This is a genomic window from Streptomyces sp. P9(2023), from assembly GCF_032436795.1.
Classification (GTDB): Bacteria; Actinomycetota; Actinomycetes; order Streptomycetales; family Streptomycetaceae; genus Streptomyces.
In genome coordinates, this window is the sequence record NZ_JAUPWM010000020.1 from 57667 (window position 1) to 83017 (window position 25351).

23 protein-coding genes, 2 pseudogenes and 1 riboswitch are annotated in these 25351 nt (G+C 70.2%); of the genes and pseudogenes, 10 read left to right on the forward strand and 15 right to left on the reverse strand.

Annotated features, from left to right (window positions below; genetic code table 11):
* Positions 1-2: 2 nt before the first annotated feature.
* Together Q5762_RS23735 and Q5762_RS23740 are read right to left on the reverse strand one after the other, a co-directional pair.
* On the reverse strand, positions 3-1049 hold the full coding sequence (locus tag Q5762_RS23735; RefSeq protein ID WP_315894238.1) for an MraY family glycosyltransferase: 1047 nt from the start codon (positions 1047-1049) through the stop codon (positions 3-5).
* A gap of 12 nt (positions 1050-1061) precedes the next feature.
* Positions 1062-2249, reverse strand: coding sequence for an NAD-dependent epimerase/dehydratase family protein (locus Q5762_RS23740; RefSeq protein ID WP_315894239.1), 1188 nt, complete (start codon positions 2247-2249; stop codon positions 1062-1064).
* A 168-nt stretch (positions 2250-2417) separates the two neighbouring features.
* On the opposite strand from Q5762_RS23740, the gene Q5762_RS23745 reads away from it, so the two are divergent.
* Both Q5762_RS23745 and Q5762_RS23750 read left to right on the forward strand, forming a co-directional pair.
* Entirely contained in the window at positions 2418-3680 is a 1263-nt protein-coding gene (locus Q5762_RS23745) for a nucleotide sugar dehydrogenase (protein ID WP_315894240.1), read from the forward strand.
* A 110-nt stretch (positions 3681-3790) separates the two neighbouring features.
* Positions 3791-4624, forward strand: coding sequence for a class I SAM-dependent methyltransferase (locus Q5762_RS23750; RefSeq protein WP_315894241.1), 834 nt, complete (start codon positions 3791-3793; stop codon positions 4622-4624).
* 402 nt (positions 4625-5026) lie between these two features.
* Here Q5762_RS23750 and Q5762_RS23755 read toward each other — a convergent pair whose 3' ends face one another.
* The 8 genes and pseudogenes from Q5762_RS23755 to Q5762_RS23790 form a co-directional block, all read right to left on the reverse strand.
* Entirely contained in the window at positions 5027-5992 is a 966-nt protein-coding gene (locus Q5762_RS23755) for a GDP-L-fucose synthase (protein WP_315894242.1), read from the reverse strand.
* A 311-nt stretch (positions 5993-6303) separates the two neighbouring features.
* The gene (locus tag Q5762_RS23760; protein WP_315894243.1) at positions 6304-7920 is read right to left on the reverse strand and encodes a glycoside hydrolase family 13 protein; all 1617 of its coding nucleotides are present in this window, start codon (positions 7918-7920) and stop codon (positions 6304-6306) included.
* A gap of 156 nt (positions 7921-8076) precedes the next feature.
* Positions 8077-10200, reverse strand: a complete 2124-nt coding sequence (locus tag Q5762_RS23765; RefSeq protein WP_315894244.1) for a glycosyl hydrolase family 28-related protein — start codon at positions 10198-10200, stop codon at positions 8077-8079.
* Positions 10201-10329: 129 nt separating this feature from the next.
* Entirely contained in the window at positions 10330-11208 is an 879-nt protein-coding gene (locus tag Q5762_RS23770; protein WP_315894245.1) for a carbohydrate ABC transporter permease, read from the reverse strand.
* 11 nt (positions 11209-11219) lie between these two features.
* Entirely contained in the window at positions 11220-12164 is a 945-nt protein-coding gene (locus Q5762_RS23775) for a sugar ABC transporter permease (protein WP_315894246.1), read from the reverse strand.
* 1 nt (position 12165) lies between these two features.
* Positions 12166-13521: an extracellular solute-binding protein gene (locus Q5762_RS23780; RefSeq protein WP_315894247.1), complete on the reverse strand. Its 1356-nt coding sequence runs from the start codon at positions 13519-13521 to the stop codon at positions 12166-12168.
* Positions 13522-13660: 139 nt separating this feature from the next.
* A complete protein-coding gene (locus tag Q5762_RS23785) occupies positions 13661-14668 on the reverse strand; it encodes a LacI family DNA-binding transcriptional regulator (protein WP_315894248.1) in 1008 nt (335 codons plus the stop codon).
* Between the two features lie 81 nt (positions 14669-14749).
* A pseudogene (locus tag Q5762_RS23790) lies at positions 14750-14902 on the reverse strand (IS5/IS1182 family transposase); the annotation flags it as partial.
* Between the two features lie 197 nt (positions 14903-15099).
* Between Q5762_RS23790 and Q5762_RS23795 the strand changes: the two are divergent.
* Positions 15100-15372, forward strand: coding sequence for a transposase (locus Q5762_RS23795; protein WP_315894249.1), 273 nt, complete (start codon positions 15100-15102; stop codon positions 15370-15372).
* Between the two features lie 239 nt (positions 15373-15611).
* On the opposite strand, the gene Q5762_RS23800 is transcribed toward Q5762_RS23795, so the two are convergent.
* The 5 genes from Q5762_RS23800 to Q5762_RS40025 all read right to left on the reverse strand — a co-directional run bounded on the left by Q5762_RS23800 (position 15612) and on the right by Q5762_RS40025 (position 19419).
* The gene (locus Q5762_RS23800; RefSeq protein ID WP_315894250.1) at positions 15612-16394 is read right to left on the reverse strand and encodes an SAM-dependent methyltransferase; all 783 of its coding nucleotides are present in this window, start codon (positions 16392-16394) and stop codon (positions 15612-15614) included.
* Positions 16395-16982: 588 nt separating this feature from the next.
* Positions 16983-17369: a DoxX family protein gene (locus Q5762_RS23805; protein WP_315894251.1), complete on the reverse strand. Its 387-nt coding sequence runs from the start codon at positions 17367-17369 to the stop codon at positions 16983-16985.
* Between the two features lie 102 nt (positions 17370-17471).
* Positions 17472-17942, reverse strand: coding sequence for a carboxymuconolactone decarboxylase family protein (locus Q5762_RS23810; RefSeq protein WP_315894252.1), 471 nt, complete (start codon positions 17940-17942; stop codon positions 17472-17474).
* A 93-nt stretch (positions 17943-18035) separates the two neighbouring features.
* Positions 18036-18917 (reverse strand): sigma-70 family RNA polymerase sigma factor, encoded by an 882-nt coding sequence (locus Q5762_RS23815; RefSeq protein ID WP_315894253.1) that lies wholly within the window; start codon positions 18915-18917, stop codon positions 18036-18038.
* Between the two features lie 163 nt (positions 18918-19080).
* On the reverse strand, positions 19081-19419 hold the full coding sequence (locus Q5762_RS40025) for a DUF4158 domain-containing protein (RefSeq protein WP_399495251.1): 339 nt from the start codon (positions 19417-19419) through the stop codon (positions 19081-19083).
* A gap of 831 nt (positions 19420-20250) precedes the next feature.
* Here Q5762_RS40025 and dhaK point away from each other — a divergent pair.
* The 7 genes and pseudogenes from dhaK (at position 20251) to Q5762_RS23850 (ending at position 25303) form a co-directional block, all read left to right on the forward strand.
* Positions 20251-21243: a dihydroxyacetone kinase subunit DhaK gene (gene dhaK / locus Q5762_RS23820; protein ID WP_315894254.1), complete on the forward strand. Its 993-nt coding sequence runs from the start codon at positions 20251-20253 to the stop codon at positions 21241-21243.
* Between the two features lie 16 nt (positions 21244-21259).
* Positions 21260-21865: a dihydroxyacetone kinase subunit DhaL gene (dhaL, locus tag Q5762_RS23825; protein ID WP_399495252.1), complete on the forward strand. Its 606-nt coding sequence runs from the start codon at positions 21260-21262 to the stop codon at positions 21863-21865.
* Positions 21862-22266, forward strand: a complete 405-nt coding sequence (locus Q5762_RS23830; protein WP_315894256.1) for a PTS fructose transporter subunit IIA — start codon at positions 21862-21864, stop codon at positions 22264-22266. The genes dhaL and Q5762_RS23830 overlap by 4 nt, the downstream gene beginning before the upstream one ends.
* Positions 22267-22380: 114 nt before the next feature.
* A riboswitch (cobalamin riboswitch) is annotated at positions 22381-22616 on the forward strand.
* Between the two features lie 28 nt (positions 22617-22644).
* Positions 22645-23343: an energy-coupling factor ABC transporter permease gene (locus Q5762_RS23835; RefSeq protein ID WP_315894257.1), complete on the forward strand. Its 699-nt coding sequence runs from the start codon at positions 22645-22647 to the stop codon at positions 23341-23343.
* Positions 23343-23789: an energy-coupling factor ABC transporter substrate-binding protein gene (locus Q5762_RS23840; protein ID WP_315894258.1), complete on the forward strand. Its 447-nt coding sequence runs from the start codon at positions 23343-23345 to the stop codon at positions 23787-23789. The genes Q5762_RS23835 and Q5762_RS23840 overlap by 1 nt, the downstream gene beginning before the upstream one ends.
* Positions 23705-24455: pseudogene (gene cbiQ / locus Q5762_RS23845) on the forward strand (cobalt ECF transporter T component CbiQ). The gene Q5762_RS23840 and the pseudogene cbiQ overlap by 85 nt, the downstream one beginning before the upstream one ends.
* Positions 24452-25303: an ATP-binding cassette domain-containing protein gene (locus Q5762_RS23850; RefSeq protein WP_315894259.1), complete on the forward strand. Its 852-nt coding sequence runs from the start codon at positions 24452-24454 to the stop codon at positions 25301-25303. Before cbiQ ends, Q5762_RS23850 begins: the two are co-directional and overlap by 4 nt.
* The last annotated feature ends 48 nt before the right edge of the window (positions 25304-25351 follow it).

The window sequence follows — 25351 nt, forward strand, 5'->3', positions numbered from 1 at the left end:
CGTCATCCCCTGGCCATGTCGATGGTTCTGCCCGTGGCGGCCGGGCTGCCGGACAGCCGCTGTGTGCGCACCTGCCGGGTGTAGACGGGAACGCGCAGCAGGCCGAGGACCGCCGCGAGGACGCCGGCCGCCACCCAGAGGGCCGCGGAGGGGCCGAGGACGCCGCGGTGCAGGAGCAGCCCGATGGTCACGCCCACGCAGGACGCGATGCCGAGGACCACCGCCGCGCCCGGCGTGGTGAGGCCGAGCCGGCGCAGCCGGTGGGCGATGTGGTCGGTGCCGCCCATGAGGACGGAGCGGCCCGCGCGACGGCGGGACACCACGACGAGGAGGCTGTCGGCGGCGACCACGGCGGACAGGGCGAAGACGCCCCCCGCGGTCGTCAGCGGCTCGTGGCCCACGTGCACCAGCACGGCGGCCGAGGCCAGGACGAAGCCGGTGAACAGGGAACCGCAGTCGCCGAGGAAGATCCGGGCCGGGTACCAGTTGTGCCGAAGGAAGCCGGTGAGCGCGGCGGCCAGGGCGCACAGGACAAGGGCGAGTCCGTACAAGGACTCCGCCGCCGCGCAGATGCTCAGGCCGAACGCGGTGACCGCGCCGACCGTGCCCATCGCACCGTCCGAGTTGTCCAGCAGATTGAAGGCGTTGGTGACGAAGACGATCCAAAGGACCGCCAACGCCCCCAGGAGGAGCCCGAATCCGGCGTGGTGCACCACCAGGGCGGCCGCGCATGCCTCCACGACGAGCCGGGAGCGCGCGCTCATCGGCCGCAGGTCGTCGACCAGGCCGAGGACGGCGACGGCTCCGGCGGCCGAAAGGAGAGCTCCGGTGGCCGGTCCGACCGGGGTGTCGCCCCACCAGGCGAGCGGGCTGACGGCGACCGTGCCGACGGCCACGGCCACACCACCGAGGTGGGGGGTGGGCCGGGCGTGAGCCTTGCGGCCGGTGGGACGGTCGACGAGTCCGAGGCGCAGCGCCCAGCCGCGCAGCAGCCCGACGAGCACCGCGGTGAGCAGCAGCGCGGCGACGGCCGCGATTCCGAAGATCACGGTGATGTCCCGTCAGGAATGGGGCTGGGAGGAGGCGGGGGTGGTGCGATCGGCCACCGAGGGCGACTCCACCCTTCGGGTGTTGGGCACCGGGAGGGGCGCCCGGCCGTCCGGAATCGCGGGCGTGCGGGAGGGGGAAAGGCGGCCGTCCGCGGGAGTGCGGTCGGCGACGGGGTCACCGGCGAGAGCGTCGTCCGCCGGAGCCCTGTCCTCGGGGGAGGCGCAGCGGCGTCTCGCGTCGGCGATCGCCGCGTCCAGGATGTCGTCCAGCGTGAGCCGCGGGCGCCAGCCCGTCAGTTCGCGCAGACGGGTCGTATCCGGGACGCGGCGCTCCATGTCCTCGAAGCCGTAGCCGGTCCCGTAGGCCTCCTCGTAGGAGACGAGCCGCACGGGCGAGCCGCTGCCCACCCGGTGGACGATGCGCGCGGCGAGTTCGCCGACCGAGGTCTCCTCGGAGGTGCCGACGTTGAACACCTGGCCAACCGCGCCGGGGTGCGTCAGCAGCCGCATCAACGCGTCCACCACGTCGGCGACATGCGCGAAGCAGCGCCGCTGCCGCCCGTCGCCGTAGACCGTCAGCGGCTCGCCGGTGACCGCCTGGCGGACCAGGCGGGGCACGACCATGCCGTACGCCGGGGACTGCCTCGGCCCCACGGTGTTGAACAGGCGCACCACGGTGACGGGGAGCCCGTGCTCCCGGTGATACGCGAAGGCGAGGATCTCGTCGACCGCCTTCGCCGTCGAGTACGACCAGCGGGCGACGGTCGTGGCGCCGAGCACCCGGTCCGCGGTCTCGGTCAGCGGCCCGGAGGCGTTCTTGCCGTAGATCTCGGAGGTGGAGGCGAGCAGGAGCGGGCGGCCGTGGCGGTGGGCCGCCTCGATGACATGTGCGGCGCCTCGCACATTGGTCGTGAACGACCTCAGCGGCTGCTCGACGATCTGGCGGACGCCCACCGCCGCGGCCAGGTGGACGACGGCGTCACAGCGGCCGGTGAGCTCGTCGACCAGGCGTTCGTCCAGGACGGAGCCGCCGGCGAAGCGAAATCGGGGATGCGCCCTGACCTCCGCGAGGTTCGTCAGGTCACCGGTGGACAGGTCGTCGAGGACGACCACGGAGTGACCCTCGTGGAGCAGGGCCTCCGCCAGATGGGATCCGATGAAGCCGGCACCGCCGGTGACCAAGTACGTGAGGGATTCCATTGCGCAGCCCGTTCCGTAGTTTCTCCCGGCCGACGTGGGACCACGTTGCGGTATCGGGGTGATACCGGGGAAGCGCCCGGCCGCCTTGGGTAAATTAGCCGCCTTTGTCTAGATATCGAGTGATAAACACGATCTGTTTCTGTCGTTCCTCGATCGGAGATTGCCCTTATGGGACCAACCGAGGCGCCTCGCCGCGTCACTGTGATCGGGCTCGGATATGTAGGACTGCCACTCGCGGTGGCGGCGGCGGAAGCCGGCTTCCTCGTGACCGGGCTCGACACGGACGAGCTGCGAATCAAGCAGCTGACGGCGGGCGACTCCTACGTCGAGGACATCACTCCCGAGCGACTGCTCGGCGCGCTCGACAGCGGATTGACGGTCAGTCATGACTACGCCGACGCCACGGACTTCGACGTCTGCGTGATCGCGGTGCCGACCCCGCTGCGGGACGGGGCACCCGACCTCTCGTACATCGAGAGCGCCGCGTCATCCGTCACGCCTCATCTGCGGCCCGGCGCGACGGTCGTCCTGGAGTCGACGTCCTACCCGGGCACCACCGAGGACGTCCTACGGCCCATCCTCGAACACGGCAGCGGGCTGCGCGCGGGCAGGGACTTCCATCTCGGCTACAGCCCCGAGCGCATCGATCCGGGCAACACCCAGTGGCGGCTGGAGAACACGCCGAAGGTCGTGTCCGGGGTCGACGAGGACTCCCTCGGCGCGATCGACTCCTTCTACCGCCGGATCGTCACCCGCACCGTGCCGGTCTCGTCCCCGCGCACCGCCGAGCTGACCAAGCTTCTGGAGAACACCTTCCGCCAGGTCAACATCGCGCTCGTGAACGAGCTCGCGATGTGCGCGCGCCCGCTCGACGTGGACATCTGGGAAGCGGTCGGCGCCGCCGCGACCAAGCCCTTCGGCTTCATGCCGTTCCTGCCGGGTCCGGGGGTGGGCGGCCACTGCCTGCCCGTCGACCCGACCTACCTTGCCTGGCAGGTGCGCCGCGAGCTCAGCCACGACGTCCGGTTCATCTCGCTCGCCAACGAGATCAACGCGCACATGCCGCTTCATGTCGTCCGGCGCGTGGCCGCCGGACTGGGACGGGAGCTGACCGGTGCACATGTCCTGCTGCTCGGTCTCGCCTACAAGAAGAACACCGGCGACGTACGCCAGTCCCCGGCCGTCGAGGTCGCGCGGCTGCTGCACGAGGCGGGCGCCCATGTGCGGGCCGTCGAACCGTACGCGCCCCCGGCCCATCTCCCGGCCCACGTGCTGCGCGTGGAACTGACGGAGGAGGAGCTGCGCGCCGCGGACGCGGTCGTCGTGACAACGGACCACGACGGCTTCGACTACGTGCTCGTCGAACGGCACGCCCGCTATGTCTTCGACACCCGCAACAGATGCCGCGGGGAGGGCGTCGACCGGCTCTGAACGGCGCAGCCGCGGTCGACCGGCTGAATGTCGTGGGCCACACCGGCGACGGAGGGCGACATGGGCTGGTTCTTCTCGGATTGCCAAGCCATCGCCCCTAGCCTCCCCCCATGCAGAACCTGACCCGGAAGATCGCCGCAACCCCGCTCGCGCGGGCAGCCGCTCTGCCCCTGCGGTTGGCCACCGTCGCCCGCTACGACGCCCGCCTGCTCCAGCGGTCGGGCGCCTGGCTCGTCCGTTCCCGCGAGCACTCCTGTTTCACCTACGACCTGGAGCCCTCGAACCACGACCACCTCTGCTGGTTCGTGAGCGAGGTCACCGGCACCCCGGTGAAGGTGGCGCGCGCGCACATCCAGGAGGCGGAGGAGGACGCCGAACTCCGCAGGACCCTGAACGAGGGGCTGGCCACCAGCGTCCGCTCCGGGACCTGCGACCGCGAGGTGCGCTACGGCCGACGCGTCGCGTACTACGCCCTCGTGCGCACGCTCGCCCCCGCGCACGTGGTCGAGGCCGGCCCGCACCGTGGCATCAGCAGCAGCCTGATCGCCGCCGCTCTGCTCCGCAACGGAAGCGGCCGGCTCACCACCGTCGACATCGACCCCCGGGCAGGCGAACTGATCCGGGGGCCGTACCGGGCCGTCGTGGACCAGGTCGTCGGCGACTCCGTGAAGGTCCTGGGCAGCCCGCAGGTCCAGGAGCGCGGCGTCGACATGGTCCTGCTGGACACCTCGGTGGGGCCGGACCACGAGGACGCCGAGCTGGCAGCCGTGGCCCCGGCGCTCTCCGAGCACGCGCTGGTCCTGTCCAGCCGGAGCCATGCCTGGCCGTGCCTGGCGCGCTGGTCCGAAGAGCGCCAGCGTCGCTTCCTGCACTTCGACGACAGGCCGCGCGACCACTGGCACCCCGGCAACGGCTTCGGCGTGTCGTTCCCCGACCGCGTGTGACGCGACGGAAGCACCCGCGGGCTCATCAGCCTCGTACGGCCGGCACCCGCGGGGGGCCGGGAAGCACAGCAGGCCGAACATCGGGGCTGTTGCGGTTCCGAGACCGCGACCGATGCAGGGCGGACGCGGGATCCGCGTCGACGCCGCCGCGAGACGTGCACCGGTAGGCGGCGGGCTGCCGCGCGCAGCGCCCACCGCCGCCTTCGTACGGGCCAGTGGCGCACCCGGGCAGCGGTGGCGGCCGAAGGCGAGGTGATGCCTGGTGAGGCCGTTCACCGGCTCATCGGCTCGACATCCAGGAACCGCCTCCGAGCGCGGACTCCTCCTCCCGAGCGGCTCCGGCACCGGGTGGCCCACTCACATAGACACCGGGATCGCACGGTCCGGGCGGCGGGATCGACGTCAGTTCTGTTCCCGCCACCAGGCGTAGGTGGCGGCGATGCCGTCGGGCAGTGTGACGGCCGGCTTCCAGCCGAGTCCGGTCAGCCGGGACACGTCGAGGAGCTTGCGCGGGGTGCCGTCGGGCTTGCTCGTGTCCCACGCGATCCTGCCCTGGTATCCCGTCACATCGGCGATCGTCTCGGCGAGTTCGCGGATGGAGAGGTCCTCGCCGCAGCCGATGTTGACCGGCTCGTCGCCGTCGTAGCTCCGCAGCAGTACGGCGCAGGCGGCTGCCAGGTCGTCGACGTGCAGGAACTCCCGGCGCGGGGTCCCGGAGCCCCAGAGCACGATCTCCTCGCATCCCTCCTCACGGGCCTCGTGGAAGCGTCGGATCAGCGCCGGCAGGACGTGTGAGGTCTCCAGGTCGAAGTTGTCGCCGGGGCCGTAGAGGTTCGTGGGCATCGCGGAGACGTAGGCGGCGCCGTACTGCTTCCGGTACGACTGAACCTGCACGATGCCGGCGATCTTGGCCAGCGCGTACGCCTCATTGGTCGGCTCGAGCGGACCGGTGAGGAGCGCGTCCTCGGAGATCGGCTGCGGGGCGAGCCTCGGGTAGATGCAGGACGAGCCGAGGAAGAGCAGGCGCTCGACCCCGGCGGCGTGCGCACCGGCCACGACCGCGAGCTGGATCTGGAGGTTCTCCTCCAGGAACTGCACCGGGCTCGTACTGTTCGCCATGATCCCGCCGACCTTGGCTGCGGCGAGCACGACGGCGTCGGGGCGAGTCCCGGCGAGGAACGCGGCGGTCCGTGCCGCGTCGCGCAGATCGAGCTCGGCGCGGGTCCGGGTGATCACCTCGTGCCCGTCCGCGCTCAGCACGCGGGCGATCGCGGAGCCGACGAGGCCGCGGTGCCCCGCGACGAACACACGGGCCCGCTCGGGCAGATACGACGGTGCTTCCGTCGGTCCGGTGGACGAGTCAGTCATGGCCCGGATCATGTCAGGCCATGAGGGTCCGAACGCCTCACATCCGGACGTCGTCCCACAATTGATCACATACGAAATGAACACCGTCCCGGCCCAGCCGGCTCCCCTCGTCAGCGCGCCCGAAGCTGCTCGGTGGTGAACTTCGGGCTGACAGCGGTGACGAGGTAGACGCCGCCGGGGAGGCGTTCAGCGCGGCCTGCGCCAGGTCGAGGAGCGCGAGTTCGTCGAGTTACGGGGGGAGCGGGTCCAGCCGGTCGAGCCGGTGAAGCCGGTGGAGCTTCGCCTCGTCGATGGCGGCTGCGCGGCGGTGGTCAGGTGGTGTGCAGCCAGGCACTGGCTTCTGCTTCCAGGCGGGTGCCGTTCAGGGGGTGTGAGGACAGCAGTACGGTGCGGTGTTCGGGCAGGGCGACGGGGGTGCCGGAGAGGTTCATTACGCAGGTGAAGTCCGTGCCGCGGGTGAAGGCGAGGACGCCGTCGGGGGCCTGCAGCCACTGCATGGGGCCGTCGCCGAGTGCGGGATGGCCGGCGCGCAGGGACAGGGCCTCGCGGTAGAAGTGCAGCATGGAGGCCGGGTCGGACTCCTGCGCCGCGACGCTGAGATGTGCCCAGGAGGCGGGCTGCGGGAGCCAGGGGCGGGCCGCCGCCCCGTCGGGGCTGAAGCCGTAGGGCTCCTGGTGGCCGCTCCAGGGCAGCGGGACGCGGCAGCCGTCACGTCCGGGGTCGGTGCCGCCGGTGCGGTGGTAGATGGGGTCGTCGCGGCGGTCGGCGGGGATGTCTTCGACTTCGGGCAGGCCGAGCTCTTCCCCCTGGTAGATGTAGACGGCTCCGGGGAGGGCCATGGTGAGCAGGGCGGTGGCGCGGGCGCGACGGCGGCCGAGGTCTTCGTCGACGACGGGGTTGTACTGGCGGATGCCCGCGGCGGTGCTGGTGTCGGGGCGGCCGTAGCGGGTGACGTGGCGGGTGACGTCGTGGTTGGACAGCACCCAGGTGCTGGGGGCGCCGACATCGGCGTGGTCGGCGAGAGTCTGGTCGATGCAGGCGCGCAGCGCGGCGGCGTCCCAACTACAGCCGAGGAATTCGAAGTTGAAAGCGGCGTGGAGTTCGTCGGCGCGCAGGTAGCGGGCGAAGCGCGCGGAGTCGGCGAGCCAGACCTCGCCGATCAGGGCGCGCGGCTCGGGGTAGGAGTCGGCGACGGCGCGCCAGCCGCGATAGATGTCGTGGTTCTCGTCGAGGTCGACGTAGGGGTGGGGGTCGGGGAGGACGCTGTGGTCGTAGTCGGGGAGCGCGGGGTCCTTGCTGCACATGGCGGCGGAGTCGACGCGGATGCCGTCGACGCCCCGGTCGAACCAGAAGCGCAGGACGTCCTCGTACTCGGAACGGACCGCGGGGAGACGCCAGTTGAGGTCGGGCTGCTCGGGGGCGAACAGGTGCAGGTACCACTGGCCGTCCGGGACGCGGGTCCAGGCGGGGCCGCCGAAGATGGACTGCCATTCGTTGGGCGGCAGTTCGCCGTTCTCGCCTCGGCCGTCGCGGAACCAGAACAGCTCGCGTTCCGGGGAACCGGGCGGGGAGGCGAGGGCCTTGAGGAACCACTCGTGCTCGTGGGAGACGTGGTTGGGGACGACATCGACGATGACGCGGATGCTGCGCTCGTGGGCCTCGCGGATGAGGGCTTCGGCTTCGGCGAGGGTGCCGAAGCGAGGGTCGATCTGCCGGAAGTCGGTGACGTCGTAGCCGGCGTCGGCCATGGGGGTCAGGTACCAGGGGGAGAACCAGAGGGCCTCGATGCCCAGGCGCTGCAGGTAGTCCAGTCGGGAGCGCACGCCGGCCAGGTCGCCGATGCCGTCACCGTTGCCGTCGGCGAAGCTGCGCGGGTAGACCTGGTAGATGGCTGCGTGTCGCCACCAGTCGGTGGTGCGCGGGGTCATGGGGAATTGCCTCCTGTACGAAGCGAGTGGAGTGGGTACCGCGGGCCCGGATGCCGGGGACTGGTGGTCCGGGCCCGCGGAGTCGGGGGTGAGGGCGATCGGTCGGCCGCGGGTCGGGATGGCGACACGGCCTCCCGGGCCGGCGGCCCGCCCGGATCACCAGCCGGAGTTGCCGCTCCCCCGCTGGATGGTGAAACCGCCGGCGACGTTCAGCCCGCCTCCGGCGGTGCCGGTGACCTTGGTGTTGGAGAACGTCCCGTTGCCGCCCGCGTTGATCTCGATGCCGTAGGCGCCGGTCCGGTTGATGGTCAGTCCGTCCACGCGCAGGTCGGTGACCTGCTTCTGGTGGCTGACGAGCAGCCCGCTGTAGGTGGAGTCCTCCACGCTGTTGTTCGTCAGGACGACGGGCTGGGTGATGTCGTGACGACTGGGCTCGGCGAAGATCCAGAGGGCGCCGAGCTTGGCGTTCCAGTTGGGCTCCAGGCTGCCGGTGCGGCGCAGAGCGTTGCCGGAGACGGTCGTGGTGCCGCTGAACGGCTCGCCGAAGCGGGTGCTGACGGCGACGCCGGCGGCGGCGGTGACGGTGTCGGAGATGAGGTTGTTCTCGACGCTGTTGCCGCTGCCGCCGTAGACGGCGGCGCCGTTGGCGAGCGTGGGCAGCTGAATGGTGTTGTTACGGAAGGCGCTGTTCCTGACGGCGCCGGGGTCGGACCACATGGCCATGCCGTCGTCGCCGGTACCGCGGATGCTGCTGTTGGAGACGACGGTGTTCTGCACGTTGCCGCGCAGGTTGACGCCGTCGGCGTAGGTGTTACGGATGCGCAGGTCGCTGGCCTTGAGTCCGTCGGTCGGAGCGGTGACCCACAGACCGACCTTGGTGTGCTGGATCCACACGTTACGGATGGTGGAATTGCTGCCGAAGTCGCCCTCGATGGCGGCGTGCCCGCCCGCGTCGTCACGGACGGTGTTCTGGCCGTCGATCATCAGGTCCTCGACGCTGCTGGTGCCGCCCCGGCCGAAAAGGCCGCCCTTCAACCCGGTGCCGCGCAGCACGGTGTGCCACACGCCGGCGCCGCGCAGCTTCACCCCGGAGAGGTTGATGTGGTCGGAGATGTTGTACGTACCGGCGGGCAGCCACAGGCCCTTGCCCTGGCTCTTGGCGCTCTGCAGCGCGCTGTTGAGGGCGGCGGTGTCGTCCTGGCTGTCGTTCGGTGTGACGCCGAGGTCCCTTGCCGACACGTAGCCGCTCGGCAGGGTGCCGGCCGCGCCGGTCTCCTCCGCCTCCAGCAGGTCGACGGTGTAGAGGGCGGCGGTGTCCAGGGCGTCCTTCTGCAGGCGCAGGACGGTGTTCGCCGGCAGCGTCCGGCCGAGGCTGATGCGGGTCTCGTCGAAGAAACGGTGCCCCTTTCCCTCGCCGGGATTGTTCGTGTACGGGTACTCGCCGTAGACCCAGGCGTAGCGCGAGGTCAGCTGAAGGTCGGGCAGAGGCTGGCCGTCCGCGTAGGCGCTCAGGGAGGCGTCGATGCCCCGGCCGTCGCCGCTGTCGGGCAGGGAGTAGCGCAGGTTGATCGCGTTGGCGGGCTTGGTCAGCGTGAACTCGACGTAGTCGCCGGTCTGGGTCAAGTTGACGGCTCTGCGGCCGGACGCCTCGGAGGCCGGGGACAGATAGGTGCGGTCGGGACCGATGGCCGAGGCGTTGGTCCGACCCGCTTCCGCCTCGTACGTGGTGAACGGCAGCGAGGCGCCCACGCCTGCCGGGTCCGGGTCTCCCGGATCGCCGGGGTCGCCGGGGTCGCCGGGGTCGCCGGGGGTGGCCGCGACGAGGTGGTCGATGTTGACGTTGCCGCTGTCCGCGCTGGTGAACGTCAACGCCAGGGTGTTGGCGCCGTTGGTGAAGGTGACCGGTGCGTCCAGCGTGGACCAGTCGGCCCAGTTGCCGGTGGCCGGCAGACTGACCTGGCCCGAGGGGGTGCCGTTGACGAACAGCGTCAGCGTCTTCGCCGAGCCGGTGCCGTTGGCGTAACGGATCTTCACCGATCCGGCGCCCGCGTGCGCGGACTGCACGGTGGTTGTCAGGGAAGCGGTGCCCTTGTGGGGGTCGGTGAACCCGCCCACGTAGCCGCTGCCGGTGTAGCCGGAGTGCTCGTTCTCCGCCACCGCACCGCCCGACAGGTTCGCCGACTCGGCCTCCAGGACGGTGGAGGCGGCGTAGGCCGGGGGCGACGCGGCCGCGCTGTAGGAGACGGCGCCGGTGACGGCGAGGAGCAGGGCGGCTGCCATGGCGGAGGTTGTGGTGTGTGGGGCTCTTGTATGGATCGACACGGCTGCATGTCCTTCCGGGTCTGGAGGGGAGGTGGAGGCGCTGGGCTGGGCCGGCCGGCTGCGAGCTGTGGGGCGGGGCGGTCCCTGTCAGCCCTTGAGGCTGCCCGCCGTCAGACCGGCGATGATGTGCCGCTGGAAGACGAGGAAGATCACCAGCAGAGGGACGGAGGCCATGACCATCCCGGCCAGGAGCTGGTTGGCGGGCATGAACTCGGCCAGACGGTTCAGTGCGACGGTGATCGGCTGCCGGGCCGGGTCGGGCAGGACAAGGAGGGGCCAGAGGAAGTCCTTCCAGACACCGACCACGGCGAAGATGGACACCACCGCCAGTACCGGCCTGGACAGGGGCAGCACGACGGACCACAGCACGCGGACGGGACCCGCTCCGTCCAGGCGGGCGGATTCCAGCAGCTCGGCCGGGATCTGGTCGAAGAAGCGCTTGAGGATGAAGATGTTGAAGGCGTTGGCGCAGGCCGGCAGCCAGATCGCCCAGGGCGTGTTGATCAGGTTGACGTGGAGCAGAGGGACGTCGGTGACGGTCAGGTAGGTCGGCACCAGCAGGGCGGAGACCGGCAGCATGAGCGTGGCGAGCATCATGCCGAGAACGACGTTGCCCAGTGCCGGCCGCAGCTTGGACAGGGCGTAGGCGGCGGACACGTCGACGATGAGCTGGAGCAGCCATGCGCCGGCCGCCAGCAGCAGGGTGTTGAGGAAGTAGTCGCCCAGGCCGACGTTGGTCCACGCCTGGGAGTACGACTCCGGGTGCCAACTCTGCGGCCAGATGGTGGGGTTGGGATCGGCCAGCTCCGATGAGGACTTCAGTGCTCCGCTCGCCATCCAGTACAGCGGGAAGACGAAGGCGATGGTGAAGCCGACGACGGTCGAGCCCAGCACGAACCGGTAGAGGAAGCGGCCGGCGCGGCGGTTCATCTCACCGGGAGCGATGAGGGTACGCGATGCGGACATGGTCGTTCCTTTCAGCCCTTGCCGCGGCTCAGTCGCAGGTACGCGGCGGCGAAGGCGCCCAGGACGAGGAAGAGCACCGTGCTCATGGCGCTGGCCATGCCGAAGTCGTTGTAGACGAACGCGTAGCGGTAGAGCAGCAGCAGGACGGTGACGGTGGCGTCGTCGGGTCCTCCGCCGGTCAGGACGTACGGTTCGACGAAGACCTGCATGGTGCCGATGACCTGCAGCAGCAGGGTGATCATCAGGATGAACCGCATCTGCGGGACGGTCACGTGGAACAACCGCTGCCGGATGGAGGCCCCGTCCAACTCGGCCGCCTCGTACAGCTCGCCCGGGATGGAGCCGAGGGCGGCGAGATAGATGAGTGTGGTGGTGCCCATGTTCGCCCAGGTGGAGACCAGGACCAGGGAGAGCATGGCCATGTTCTCCGACTCCAGCCACTGCTGGGCCGGCAGGTGGAACACCTCGAGGACCTTGTTGAACAGGCCCGGGCCCGGGTCGTAGAACCAGCGCCAGAGCAGCATGGTGACGATCGGCGGCAGCATCACCGGGAGGTAGACCGTCATCCGCAGATAGGACCGGGCGTGCCGGAACTCGTTGAGGACCACGGCGGTCACGAACGGCACGGCGAAACCGAAGACCAGGGCGAGGAGCGTGAAGTAGCCGGTGTTCTTCCAGGCCGTGACGAACAGCGGGTCGTCGACGAGGCGTTGGTAGTTCTCCCAGCCCACCCAAGTGGCGGGCTGGGCGAAGCTGACCTGCTGGAAGCCGAGCAGCAGCCCCCGCACGATCGGGTACCAGGAGAACAGCGCGAAGCAGATCAGCCCAGCGCCCAGGAAGGCATAGGCGGTGACGTTCTCACGGATGCGGCGCCGACGCCTGTGCAGGGGTATCGCGTTGTTCTTCTGCGGCTCGGCGGAATGCTTCGATGTCCGGGTGAGGGTCGGAGCCGCCATGTCACTTGACCGTCGCGAGAATGCCGTCGACCTTCTTCGACGCGTCCTTCAGGAGCTGGTCGAGGTCGGCGTCCTTCTTGGTCAGCACCGCCTGCATCACTCCGTCGAGGACGGTGTATATCTGCTGGGCGTTCGGCGGCTCGACCTTCTGCTGGATCTCGGCGTTGCGCTGGACGAACGGCTTGTAGTTCTCCGTCGGCACGTTGGCGTACTTGGCGTGGGCAGCGTCCTGCTTCGCCTCCGCCTGCCCGGTGAACAGGCGATCCAGCGGCAGACCGATGGGCACGTCGCTGTCGGAGGCACGCTTGTCCTCGAACTCGGTCCGGTCCGGGTTGAGGTACTTCCACTGGACCCACTCGATGCCGGCCTTGATCTTCTCCGGTGAGGCCTTCGGGTTGAACATGAACCCGTTGCCGCCGCCGAGGGTCGCCGGCCCCGGCATCGCGGCGACCCCGTACTCGTCGTACTTGCGCTCGAACTGCTTGACGACGGTGGGTATGTTGTCCGGCCCGGCCATGTACATACCGAGCTTGCCGGCGCCCATCATCTTCTGCGCGTCCTCGATCTGGAGGAGCTGGCGGGAACCCATGGTGTCGTCGGTCCAGCGCATGTCACGCAGCATCCGCAGGGTGTTGCGCCCGGCGTCGCTGTCGAAGGCGGCCTTCCACTTGCCGTCCTTCTGCACGGCGATGTCGCCGCCCATGGAGTACACCCAGGCGGTGAAGTGCCAGCCGCCCTGGTTGTTCTTGCTGTAGTCGGCATACCCGACGGTGCCGTCGCCCAGGGCGCCGATCTTCTTCGCCGCCGCGCGGACCTCGTCCCACGTGCTGGGCGGTGAGTCGGGGTCCAGACCGGCCTTCCGGAACAGGTCGCGGTTGTAGACCAGGCCGAGCGAGTACTGGCCGTTGGGCAGGCCGTATATCTTGTCGTCCGGTCCGGTGAACACCTTCAGGAACTCGGGCTTGATGTCCTTGAAGTACGGCATGTCCTTCACGTACGGCGTGATGTCGGCGCCCTGACGGCGCTGGATCAGACCGGCCGGGTCGGTGAAGTACACGTAGTACACGTCTTCCAGCTGGCCGCCGGCCAGCTTCGCGGAGAACGTCTTGGGGTCCATCTGCCCCTCGCGGGCATCGATCTTGATCTTCGGGTGGGCCTTCTCGAAGGCCTTGACGTCCTCCTCGAAGTACTTGCGGTCCACCGGCTGCGTCTTGGGCGGCATGTTGTTCACCGAGATCGTGACGACGCCGTCCTTACCGGCGGAGGACGACTCGCCGCCGCACGCGGCCAGCGCTCCTGTGAGGGCGCAGGCCACGCCCGTGGCTATGAACCGACGACGGCTCTTGGTACCAGCCATGACAGCCATGACACATCAGCCTTCCTGCGATGCACCCGCGCCTGTGAACCCCGCGCCCACAGCTCCAGCGGACATGCAGAAGGTAGAAGTCGGTCACGTAAGAAGTCAATGACAAGTTGCAAAACTTCTACGCACAGCGCTAGCGAGCCGGCCTCCCCGTGGAGTTGCGGACGATCAACTGCGTCTGGAACAACGTCACACCCGACTCGACCCGATGCCCCCGCATCTGCTGCGCCAAGGCCTCCACCGCGGCATCGGCCATCCGGGCCACGGGCTGCCGACATGTCGTCAGCGGGGGATCCACCGCCCCCATGAACAGCGAGTCGTCGAAGCCGGTCACCGACACGCCACCCGGAACATCCAGACCCAGGCGGCGGGCACCGCGGACCGCTCCTAGCGCGAGCTCGTCACTCCCGCAAACGATGGCTGTCGCTCCGCGCGTCAGGAGTCCCACTGCCGTAGCAGCTCCCGCCTCCATGGAGAACAAGGCATTCCCGACCAGGGGCATCCCGTCGCGGGAGGGCACCTGGCGGGCCTTCCAGAACGCGGCGAAAGCGGCCAGCTTACGAGCGGACGGAACGTGCCCGACGGGACCGACCAGCAAGCCGATCCGCTGATGCCCCATGCCGGTCAGGTGGGTGAGCGACTGCCCCACCGCGTCCGCGTCGTCGGCACTGATCTGCACCGCGTCCGCGTTCTCGTCGGCCGCGTTGACCAGGACCAGCGGCACCTTCCGCTCCTTCAGGGCGGCGCCCTGCTCCGGTCCCGCGTCGGCGTAGCTGGACCCGATGAAGACGATCCCGCCGATGTCCTGGGCCAGCAGCATGTCGATGTAGTTCGCCTCGGACACGCCATCAGATGTGCGAGTGCACAGCACGGGAATCCAACCGCGCTTGTTGAGACGACCGGCGATCGCCTCCGCGAACGCCGGGAAGACAGGGTTCCGCAGGTCTGGCACCACGACCCCGATCAGCGGGCTCCGCTCGGCCTTCACGGTCGCCGGCCTGGGCAGCCCCAGCACGTCCAGCGCCCTCATCACCCGCTCCATCGTCGCCGGAGCGACCAGCGGGCTGCCATTGAGGGCCCGCCGCACCGTCGCCTCACTGACACCCGCGAACCGTGAGACCTCGGTCAGCTTCTTGTTCATGAGCCCACGGTAAAGCATGGCCGCAAAATATGGTCAGAGACTCGCAAAATTCTTGCACCGATGGAAGGGGCTGCGGGCGGGGTAGCCCTTGTCCGCGACGACCGGCCGGGGCCGGGGCCGGAGCCGACCCGGCCCGTTGCGTCCGACGCGGATCCGTTGCCTGACGACCTCGAATTGGGTGCAGTCGTTCACGTTCCCGCCGGTGATCGCGAAGGCCAGGGGTCGGCCCCGGCCGGCGCCAACACAGTCGTGGCCGCGCGGCTGAGCGCAAGACGGTGGCCAGATGGGGGACGCGGTTCCTGCGGGACCGACTGGACGGCCTGCCTGATGAGCCGCGGCCCGGGTGCCGCGGACCGTCAACAACGCCCAGGTGGAGGAAGTGGCGGTCCGCACCGTGGCTGATCACGCAACTGTCCGCGCAGCACCGGGCGGTGGACCTCCGGGACTTCCTCGACGAGATCGACCGCCAGACCGGCGAGGGCCTGACGGTCCACGTGATCTGCGACAACCTCTCCGCCCACAAGGCGCCGGTGGGGCACAAGAGGCTGCTTGCGGATCCCCGGTTCCAGCTCCACTTCACTCCCACGTATTCGTCGTGGATCAACCAGATCGAGCGGTGGCTCAGAGCTGGAACGACGCTGCTGAGAGCGTGGGCGACAGGGCGGCGAGAAGCGGAGCACTCCGCGCGCAGCAGGCCGACATGAAGCGAATCGTTGGGCAAGCAGCGCTGCGGCGAGTACGCCGCCACCTGGCTGCCACGTCAGCGCCACTACGCGCCTGGCACGGTGCGCGATGGAGGAGCGCAAGGTCGGCCTGGCCACGCAGACCAAGGGCCCGGTCGACTCCGACCGGACCGGACAAAGCCCCTTCCCGCTGGTGTACGCGACCGAGGCTCGACGCACTGGCCCTGGCGTACGGACCTACGGACCGCCCACGCCCGCCTTCACTTGCGGCCGACGCCCGCGTACATCGCGACGTCCGGCGTCGGCGTCTCCGGCCGCCACGCGGAGCAGGACACCACCCCGGGCTCGAGCAGCTCCAGGCCGTCGAAGTAGCGCGCGACGGCGGCGGGGGTCCGCTGCGTGAGCTTCGGCGTACCGTGCTCGTTCCAGAACGCCACCGCCGCGTCGACATCCGGCATGTCGGGGTGGGTGACCGTGTGGGACAGGACGAGGTGGCTGCCGGGGGCGAGCGCGTCCATGAGCCGGCGGACGATCGCGTACGACTCCTCGTCGCTCTCGACGAAGATGACGACCCCGAGCAGCATCAGCGCGACCGGCTGCGAGAGGTCGAGCGTCTTCGCCGCGGCGGCCAGGATCGTGTCGACGTCCCGCAGATCGGCGTCCAGGTAGTCGGTGCGGCCCTCGGGCGTCCCGACCAGCAGGGCACGGGCGTGTGCAAGGACGAGCGGGTCGTTGTCCACGTACACGACCCGCGCGTCGGGGGCGACGCGCTGGGCGACCTCATGCGTATTGTCGGCGCTCGGCAGCCCCGTCCCGATGTCCAGGAACTGCCGGATGCCCTCCTGCTCGGCCAGGTACCGCACCGCCCGCCCCAGGAACAGCCGGTCCGCCTTCGCGTACTCCCCGATCCCAGGATGCAGCTCACGGATCCGGTCGCCGGCCTCCCGATCGACCGGGTAATTGTCCTTACCGCCGGTCCAGTAGTTCCATATCCGGGCAGTGTGCGGACGGGACGTGTCGATCCGCGATTCGATGTCGGTCACGCCTTCAACGTATCGCAGCGCCTCGACAACTCCCTTATACCGATGACACTTTGACCCCCGCCGTTCACCTTGCCCGCCGCTGGCCCCCTCCCACACGGGCTGCCTGCCTGTGGCAGCGCCGCGCACGAGACGGAACATCTCGGAGGTGTGAACGGTGTCGCCGGGGCACGCGTACGCGAGCAGTTCGCTGAACCTCAGGCGCTGGAGCGGGTGGAGCCGGCTGGAAGTGTCGGCCGATTCCTCGAACTCCACCGGGTCCTCGATCCCGGCCTCGGCGAGGACGACGTCCTGCCGGTCGGTCGACTGCTGGTCGGTGGAGACCCGCTTGCTTCCCCGTTCGGGGCGGCTGACGCGAGGTGGCTCCAGCGCCGCAGTAGGTGCCAGACATGCGGGGCGGATCGCGGGTACAGTCCGGCATCGCTCCAATGAGACAGGTGCCGCCACAGCCGCGCCCATCTCGTCGCCGCCGTGGAGATCGTTCGTCGATGCGCTCATCGAGCACGCCCTGTCCTGTTCGCTGCCCTTCGGCGAGTGCGCCCACGCGGAGGATGCGGATCGCGGCCCGCATCCCGCCCGGATGACGGGCCGTCAGCCGGTGAAGGGTTCCAGTGCGAAGCGGCCGATCGCCACGAAGGCGGTCAGGGCAAGGTAGCCCGCGTCCCCCAGCGCGGCTTTGGTCTCGCCGCGGCGGATCCGCATGATCGTCGCGCCGGTCAGGATCAGCGCCAGGCCGCTGGCCGCCAGCGGTACGAGTATCGGCGCGATGCCGAGCAGGGCGGGCAGGATCAGGCCCACGGCACCGAGGATCTCGACTGCTCCGATGGCCTTGAGGGTGCCGGGCTTGAAGTCGAGGACCCAGCGCGCGGCGTCGGCCATCCCGGCCATCTTCTCCCGTGGGACGAACAGCTTCCCGAGGCCGGAGAACAGGTAGACGGCGGTCAGTAGTCCGGTGGCGATCCACAGTGCGGTGTTCATGAGTCCTGTCCTTGGCGCAATGTCCGGGGGTGGCGGCCGCGGGCGGACCCGGGGGTCGCCCCGGGTCCGCCTGAGAGCCTGAGGGGAACCGCGTCGTCCGCGTCAGCCGAACTGACCGGGCTGGTACTCACCGCCGGGCGTCCGGGTGATCACATTCAGCCGGTTGAAGGCGTTGATCACGCAGATCAGGGCCACCAGGGCCATGAGCTGGTCCTCGTCGAAGTGCTTCGCCGCGTTCGCCCACGCCTCATCGGTGACGCCGCTGGAGTCGGCGAGGCGGGTGCCCTGCTCGGTGAGTTCCAGCGCCGCCCGCTCCGCCTCGGTGTAGACGGTCGTCTCCCGCCACGCCCCGACCAGGTTGATCCGCACCATGCTCTCGCCGGCGGCCGCGGCGTCCTTGGTGTGCATGTCGAGGCAGCCGCCGCAGCCGTTGATCTGGCTGGCGCGTATCTTCACCAGCTCCTGCACCGGCTTCGGCAGAGCCGAGTCGGTGATGGCCTTGTTCGACGAGATGATGCACCTGGCCCACTTCGAACCGACCTCGTTGTGCATGGGGTTGATACGGGGTTCCATCGCGGTCTCCTTCGTCTTCGGCTGCTTTCACCACTACGACGAAGCGCCCCGCCAAGAGGTAACAACCCCATGCACTGAACATCTCGACGTGCGCTACTCGGGTCGCGCGGGCAGCCCCATCGCGTCGAGGCGCTTGCGGTCGCTCACGCTTAGGAGCTCGGTGATCCGGCCGCCGGCCACGGTGCACGCCACCACGCCGAGCAGCTTGCCCCTCGCACCCCAGGCCACGAACCCGGGCAGCCCGTTGACCAGGACCGGGAGCACCGAGGTCATCGACCGGACGCCGCGCATGACCGGTTCGGCCACCTCCGCCGCCCCGACCAAGGTCATCACGCCCTGCGGGTGGTAAGTACGCCAGGTCACCTGCGGATCGAGCAGCTGCACGAGCCCCTCGAAGTCCCCGCCCCGCGCCGCGGCAAGGAACGCGTCGACCACCGCGCGCTGCCGTCGCGGCTCCTCCTGCGGCGGCGGTGTGCCCCGCACCTTGCGGCGGGCCCGGCTGGCGAGCATCTTGGTCGCGTCGGTGGACCGGCCGATGATCTCGCCGATCTCGGCGAACGGCATCGCGAACATGTCGTGCAGGACGAACGCCAGCCGCTCAGTGGGCGTGAGAGTGTCGAGCACCACCAGCAGTGCCAGCCCGACCGATTCGGCGAGCATCGCGTCGTCCTCGGGCGCCGCCCCGCCGTCCACGGACACCACCAGCTCCGGCAGCCGGTCCTCGTACGACAGCTCCGGCCGGGTCTTGCGCGAGCGCAGCACATCGATGCAGACCCGGCCGACCACGGTGGTCAGCCAGCCGGCCAGGTTGTCTATCGCAGCCGCGTCCTGTCGCGCCAGCCGGATCCACGCCTCCTGCACCGCGTCCTCGGCGTCCCCCCGCGACCCGAGCATCCGGTAGGCGACCGCCACCAGTCGCTCTCGCTGCTGTTCGAAGGCTCCCGCCAGTGCTTCGTGCGGACCTGATCCGGTCATGTCGTTACCTTCCTCGCGCGAATTCCGTCATGATCATGACGGGCACGAAGGTACCGAGGTAACCGTTCGGCATGCATCCAGACGGAAGCACAGCGGCAGCGACCGGTGATCAGCATGGTGTTACCACCGCCCCAGCCCACGTCCGAGGAGCCCGTGGCGCGCGTCAGCACGGCCACCGGCAGGGCAGCATCGCCGAGACCAGGTACTCGAACGCCGGCCGGAACGACGGCGTCGGCGCGTCGTGCTCCATCGCCCGCGTCAGCAAGAACTCCTCCAGCGCCGACGCCACCCGCCAACCCAAGCACCGCGTTGCCGACCATGGATGCTCCGTACGCGTCTTCGCCCGACGCCCGTACGCACCGATCACACCCGGATCGACCCCGAGCCGCTCGGCCAACCGTGCCACCGCGCCCGTGGCGCCGACGCCACATCCGCCGCAGTCAGCACCAGCACCAGCACCAAGACGGCGCGCCACATCACAGCAAGGGGTGCACTTGTTCATCGGTGCGCACCGCGATCCGCCCCCTCGGAATTCACCTGACGCCCCATCAGAACGAGCGTCATCTCAGCGTCGAGATGCCGCCCGTAACGCCCACACCTCCCATGAAGCGCACCCGCAAAACCCCAGCTCAGGCAGCTTTCTTCACCGGCTCCAGGATCGCCACGCACTCCACGTGGTGCGTCATCGGGAACAGGTCGATCGGGGACCTGGGATCCCGACGCCAGCCGCTGGTGGGCAGGCATCGCGGCGTCACTGAGGCATGCCCAGGCCTGACGTTGCATTGCCTCTAACTCACGCGGTGCAGATGCTTTGCGATCCACGGGAGGACACTCTGCACCCTCCACGATCCCCTCGGCTGCGCTTGGTCATCGGGTCGCGGCAGTCCAGGAGGCCCCACTGACACCGGCCGCCCATGATCCGGCGTGGCCGGAGAAGCCTCGACTCCAAAGCCCCAGCCGCTGGGTGCGCTGGAGGCCCGACGATCGGGAGGGTCCTACCCATAGGACGGGACCCACTTCCTAAGCCGTCGACTCCCCGTGCACCCTGGAATCAGAATCGCCCCAGATCCGGCCGATGACGCACCGGTGCGCGCCAACGACCGCGCGTCGACAATTGCGCCATGATGCGCATTCGCCATGCTCGTTCCCTCGACCCAAACCTGATGCATCATCAGGAAGAGTCGGCATTGAGTCAACATTGAGTCGACATCAGTACCGCCCAGAACCGCCCCCAGTCGTCACGAACCGCCGAGATCAACAATTCGCTTCACCTGCTCTGGCCAGAAGAAACCCTGCTCAGCGGCTCGCCTGCTCACCCCACCAGGAGGTACCCATGAGGATGCTGATCAACGTCCCGGAGACCGTGGTCGCCGATGCGCTCCGGGGCATGGCCGCCGCCCATCCTGAACTTACGGTCGATGTCGAGAACCGGGTCGTGCTGCGGCGGGACGCGCCCGTCGCCGGGAAGGTGGGGCTGGTGTCCGGCGGCGGGTCCGGGCACGAGCCGCTGCACGGCGGGTTCGTGGGGCCCGGGATGCTGTCGGCCGCGTGCCCCGGCGAGGTGTTCACCTCGCCCGTGCCCGATCAGATGGTGCGGGCGGCCGCCGCCGTCGACAGCGGGGCGGGCGTGCTGTTCGTCGTCAAGAACTACACCGGTGACGTCCTCAACTTCGAGATGGCCGCCGAGCTCGCCGAGGACGAGGGCATCCAGATCGCCAAGGTCCTGGTGGACGACGACGTGGCGGTGACGGACAGTCTGTACACCGCCGGGCGGCGCGGAACCGGCGCCACGCTCTTCGTCGAGAAGATCGCAGGGGCCGCTGCCGAGGAGGGCGCGCCGCTTGAGCGGGTGGAGGCGATCGCGCGGCGGGTGAACGAGCGGTCGCGGAGTTTCGGTGTCGCGCTGAGCGCCTGCACGACGCCCGCGAAGGGCAGCCCCACCTTCGAACTGCCCGAGGGTGAGCTGGAGTTGGGTATCGGGATCCATGGCGAGCCGGGGCGTGAACGGCGCGCGATGATGACCTCGCGTGAGATCGCGGACTTCGCCGTCGACGCCGTACTGGAGGACCTGCGGCCGTCCGGGCCGGTCCTCGCCCTGGTGAACGGGATGGGCGCCACGCCGTTGCTCGAACTGTACGGGTTCAACGCCGAGGTGCAGCGCGTGCTGGCCGAGCGCGGGGTGCCGGTCGCCCGCACGCTGGTGGGCAACTACGTCACCTCGCTCGACATGGCCGGATGCTCGGTGACGCTCTGCGAGGCCGACGGGGAGCTGCTGCGGCTCTGGGACGCGCCCGTGCAGACGGCTGCTCTGCGCTGGGGCCGGTGAGGAAAGGATGAACGAAGTGAACGAGTTCGACGCCGCGTTCTTCCGTCGCTGGCTGGCCGCTGCCAGGGCCGCCGTCGACCGGGAGGCAGACCACCTCACCGAGCTCGACTCGGCGATCGGCGACGCCGACCACGGCGCCAACCTGAAGCGGGGGTTCGCCGCCGTGACCGAGGTCCTGGACAAGGAGCCGCCCGCGACACCGGGGGCCGTACTCACCACCGCGGGGCGACAGTTGATCTCCACCGTCGGGGGCGCTTCGGGGCCGCTGTACGGGACGCTGCTGCGCCACACCGGCAAGGCGCTCGGCGAGGCCGCGTCGGTGACCCGGCAGGACCTGGCGACGGCGCTGGCCGCCGGGGTCGCCGCCGTCGGGCAGCTGGGCGGGGCCCAGGTCGGGGACAAGACGATGCTGGACGCGCTCGTACCGGCGGCCGAGGCCCTCGGCGACTCCTTCGCCGCCGCCCGGGACGCGGCCGAGGCCGGCGCCCTCGCGACCGTACCCCTCCGGGCCCGTAAGGGCAGGGCGAGCTACCTGGGCGAACGGTCCGTCGGACACCAGGACCCCGGGGCGACCTCGTCGGCGCTCCTGATCGCCGCGCTCGCGGAGGTGGCCGCCGGATGACCGGTCAGGTGGGCATCGTGCTCGTCTCGCACAGCGCGGCCGTCGCCGACTCCGTCGCCGCTCTCGCCCGGGGGCTCGCGGGCGGCGGGGCGACCGCGCCGGTCGCCGCCGCCGGGGGCACCCCCGACGGGGGGCTCGGCACCAGCTCGGAGCGGATCGTCGAGGCGGCGAAGGCGGTCGACGGGGGTGCCGGGGTGGCCCTCCTCGTCGATCTGGGCAGCGCCGTCCTGACGGTCAAGGCGCTGCTCGCCGAGGGCGACGAGCTGCCGGAGGGGGCGCGGCTCGTGGACGCCCCGTTCGTCGAGGGCGCCGTCGCCGCACTCGTCACGGCGAGTGCGGGCGGCGACCTGGACGCGGTGGCGGCCGCGGCGACGGAGGCGTACGCGTACCGGAAGGAGTGAGTCCGGGAGCCGTTCCGGGAGCAGCCCCCGGCCCCGGGCCGGGGGCGCCCGGAACCCCTGCGGCGCGGGCCGGGGGCGCGCGGGAGATTGGTCACACACCGTCCGGGGGCGCACCCGTGTTGTGATGTACCTGGTCAACCCACTAATGCCACAGCGCCTTGGTGTACGGGAAACCGGTGCGGTACCGGTGCGGTACCGGTGCGGCCCTCGCCACTGTGATCGGGAAGTCCGGCTCCATCCCTCCGGGGAAGCCACTGGACCGCCGTGGGAGACCGCGGTGGTGTGGGAAGGCGGAGCCGCGGCGGCATGACCCGTCAGCCAGGAGACCGGCCAGGGTGCGTTGTCCATCCACGAGGTGCTGGAGAGGGTCTCCCGACCATGCACATAGCCGAGGGGTATCTGCCCCCTGTGCACGCGGTCGCCTGGGGCGTCGCGTCCACTCCATTCGTCGTCCACGGTGTCCGCGCGCTGACCCGTGAGGTCAAGGCCAACCCCGAGTCCACCCTGCTGCTCGGCGCGTCCGGCGCGTTCACGTTCGCACTCTCCGCGCTCAAGATCCCGTCGGTGACGGGAAGTTGCTCCCACCCGACCGGTACCGGCCTGGGCGCGATCCTGTTCCGGCCGTGGGTGATGGCGGTCCTGGGCACGATCACCCTGCTGTTCCAGGCTCTGCTGCTCGCGCACGGCGGGCTCACCACGCTGGGCGCCAACGTGTTCTCGATGGCGATCGTCGGGCCGTGGGCCGGTTTCGGTACGTACTGGCTGCTGCGCCGCTTCGACGTGCCGCTGATGGTGAGCGTGTTCTTCGGCGCGTTCGTCGCCGACCTATCGACGTACTGCGTGACCAGCGTCCAGCTGGCGCTCGCCTTCCCCGACCCGGGCAGCGGTGTGCTCGGGGCGCTGGCCAAGTTCGGCGGGATCTTCGCCGTGACGCAGCTCCCGCTCGCCGTCAGTGAGGGTCTGCTGACCGTGCTCGTGATGCGGCTGCTGTCGCAGTCCAGCAAGGGGGACCTGACCCGGCTCGGGGTCCTGCTCCCGTCCCGTAAGAAGGCCGACACCGCGGAGGCGAGCGCCTGATGAGCCGGAACGCGAAGATCAACAGCCTGCTTCTGCTCGTCGTCGCGGCGCTGGCGGTGCTCCCGCTGGTCCTGGGGCTCGGCGACCACAAGGAGGAGCCGTTCACCGGAGCCGACGCCGAGGCGGAGACGGCGATCACGGAGATCGATCCGGGTTACGAGCCGTGGTTCAGCCCGCTCTACGAGCCGCCGTCCGGCGAGATCGAGTCGGCGCTCTTCTCTCTTCAGGCGGCGCTCGGCACCGGGGTGCTGGCGTACTACTTCGGTCTGCACAAGGGCCGCAAGCAGGGCGAGGCCCGGGCCGACGCGAAGGCGCTGCGGCCGGCGTCCGGCGTCCGGCGTCCGGCGACGAGTAGCCGCCGGTGCTGCCGATCGACGCGGCGGCGCACAGCAGTCGCTGGTGCCGCCGCCATCCTTCCGAGAAGGCCGTGCTCGGATTCGGTCTGACGCTCTGCGCGGTCGGTCTGCCGGCGTGGCCGGGGGCCGTGCTGGTCGCGGCGGCCACCCTGGCCGTCCTGCTGGGTCCGGCCGGGGTGCCGGGGCGCCAGCTGTGGCGGGCGTTCCGCATCCCGCTGAGCTTCTGTGTCACGGGCGCCGTCCCGCTCCTGTCCGAAGTGGGCGGGCCCCGGGGACTGGTGGTGTTCGCGCAGGACGGTCCGGTACACGCGGGCGAACTGCTGCTGCGGACGTCGTCCGCGTCCCTGGGCGTGCTGCTCTTCGCCTTCACCACGCCCGTATCCGATGTACTGCCGCGGTTGGTGCGGGCGGGGGTGCCGGCGCCGGTCGTGGATGTGGCGTTGGTGATGTATCGGATCAGCTTTCTCCTTTTGGATGCGATATCCAAAATCCGACAGGCACAGGCGGCCCGGCTGGGGCTGACCACGCGGGCGGCGACCTGGCGTTCACTCGCCGGGCTCGGCGCGACGGCGTTCGTCCGCGCCTTCGACCGGGCGCAGCGTCTGCAGGCCGGCCTGGCCGGAACGGGGATACGACGGGACGCTGCGGGTCCTGGTGCCCGAGGCCGCGGTCTCGGGCCGGTTCCTCGCCTCGACGGCCGGCCTGCCGGCCGGCCTCGTCGCCCTCACTCTCGTACTGGAAAGGTCACTGCCGTGAGTCCCGCATCCCCTGTCGTGGAACTGGTGAAGGCCACCTTCGGCTACGAGGACGGCCCGGTGGTCCTCGACGGCGTCGACTTCGCCGTGCCGGAGGGCCGGGCGCTGGCCCTGCTCGGCCGCAACGGCGGCGGCAAGACGACGCTGCTGCGGCTGCTGAGCGGGGGCCTGCGCTGCGTCAGCGGCGCGCTCCGGCTGGACGGCGAGGAGGTGTCGTACGACCGGAAGGGGCTGACGCGCCTGCGGACGACCGTGCAGTTGGTCGTCCAGGATCCGGACGACCAGCTCTTCGCTGCGTCGGTCGGGCAGGACGTGTCGTTCGGGCCGATGGATCTGGGGCTTCCGGAGGAGGAGGTACGGCTCCGAGTGCGCGAGGCGCTCGAAGCGCTGGACATCGTCGCACTGGAGGACCGGCCGACGCACCTGCTCTCGTACGGTCAGCGGAAGCGAGCCGCGATCGCGGGCGCCGTGGCGATGCGCCCCCGGGTCCTGATCATGGACGAGCCGACGGCCGGGCTCGATCCGCACGGCCAGGAGCGTCTGCTTGAGGTGCTGGGGCGGCGGCGGGATTCGGGCACGACGCTCGTGATGGCGACTCATGACGTCGACCTGGCGCTGCGCTGGGCGGACGAGGCCGCCGTCCTCTCGCCCCACGGTCTGCGGACGGGCCCGGTCGAGGCCCTGCTCGCCGACGACGCCCTGCTGGACGCGGCCCGCCTGCGCCGCCCCTGGGGCATGGCGGTCACGCGCCTGATGCGCGCGCACGGCCTGATCGCCCCGGACGCCCGCGGGCCGCGCACGGCGGAAGACCTGGCCGCATGGGAGGTGCCACGACAGCGCACGCCCTGAGCCCGGCGACGCCCATGGGTCGCCTTCGTGCGCGCCATGGGCGCCCAG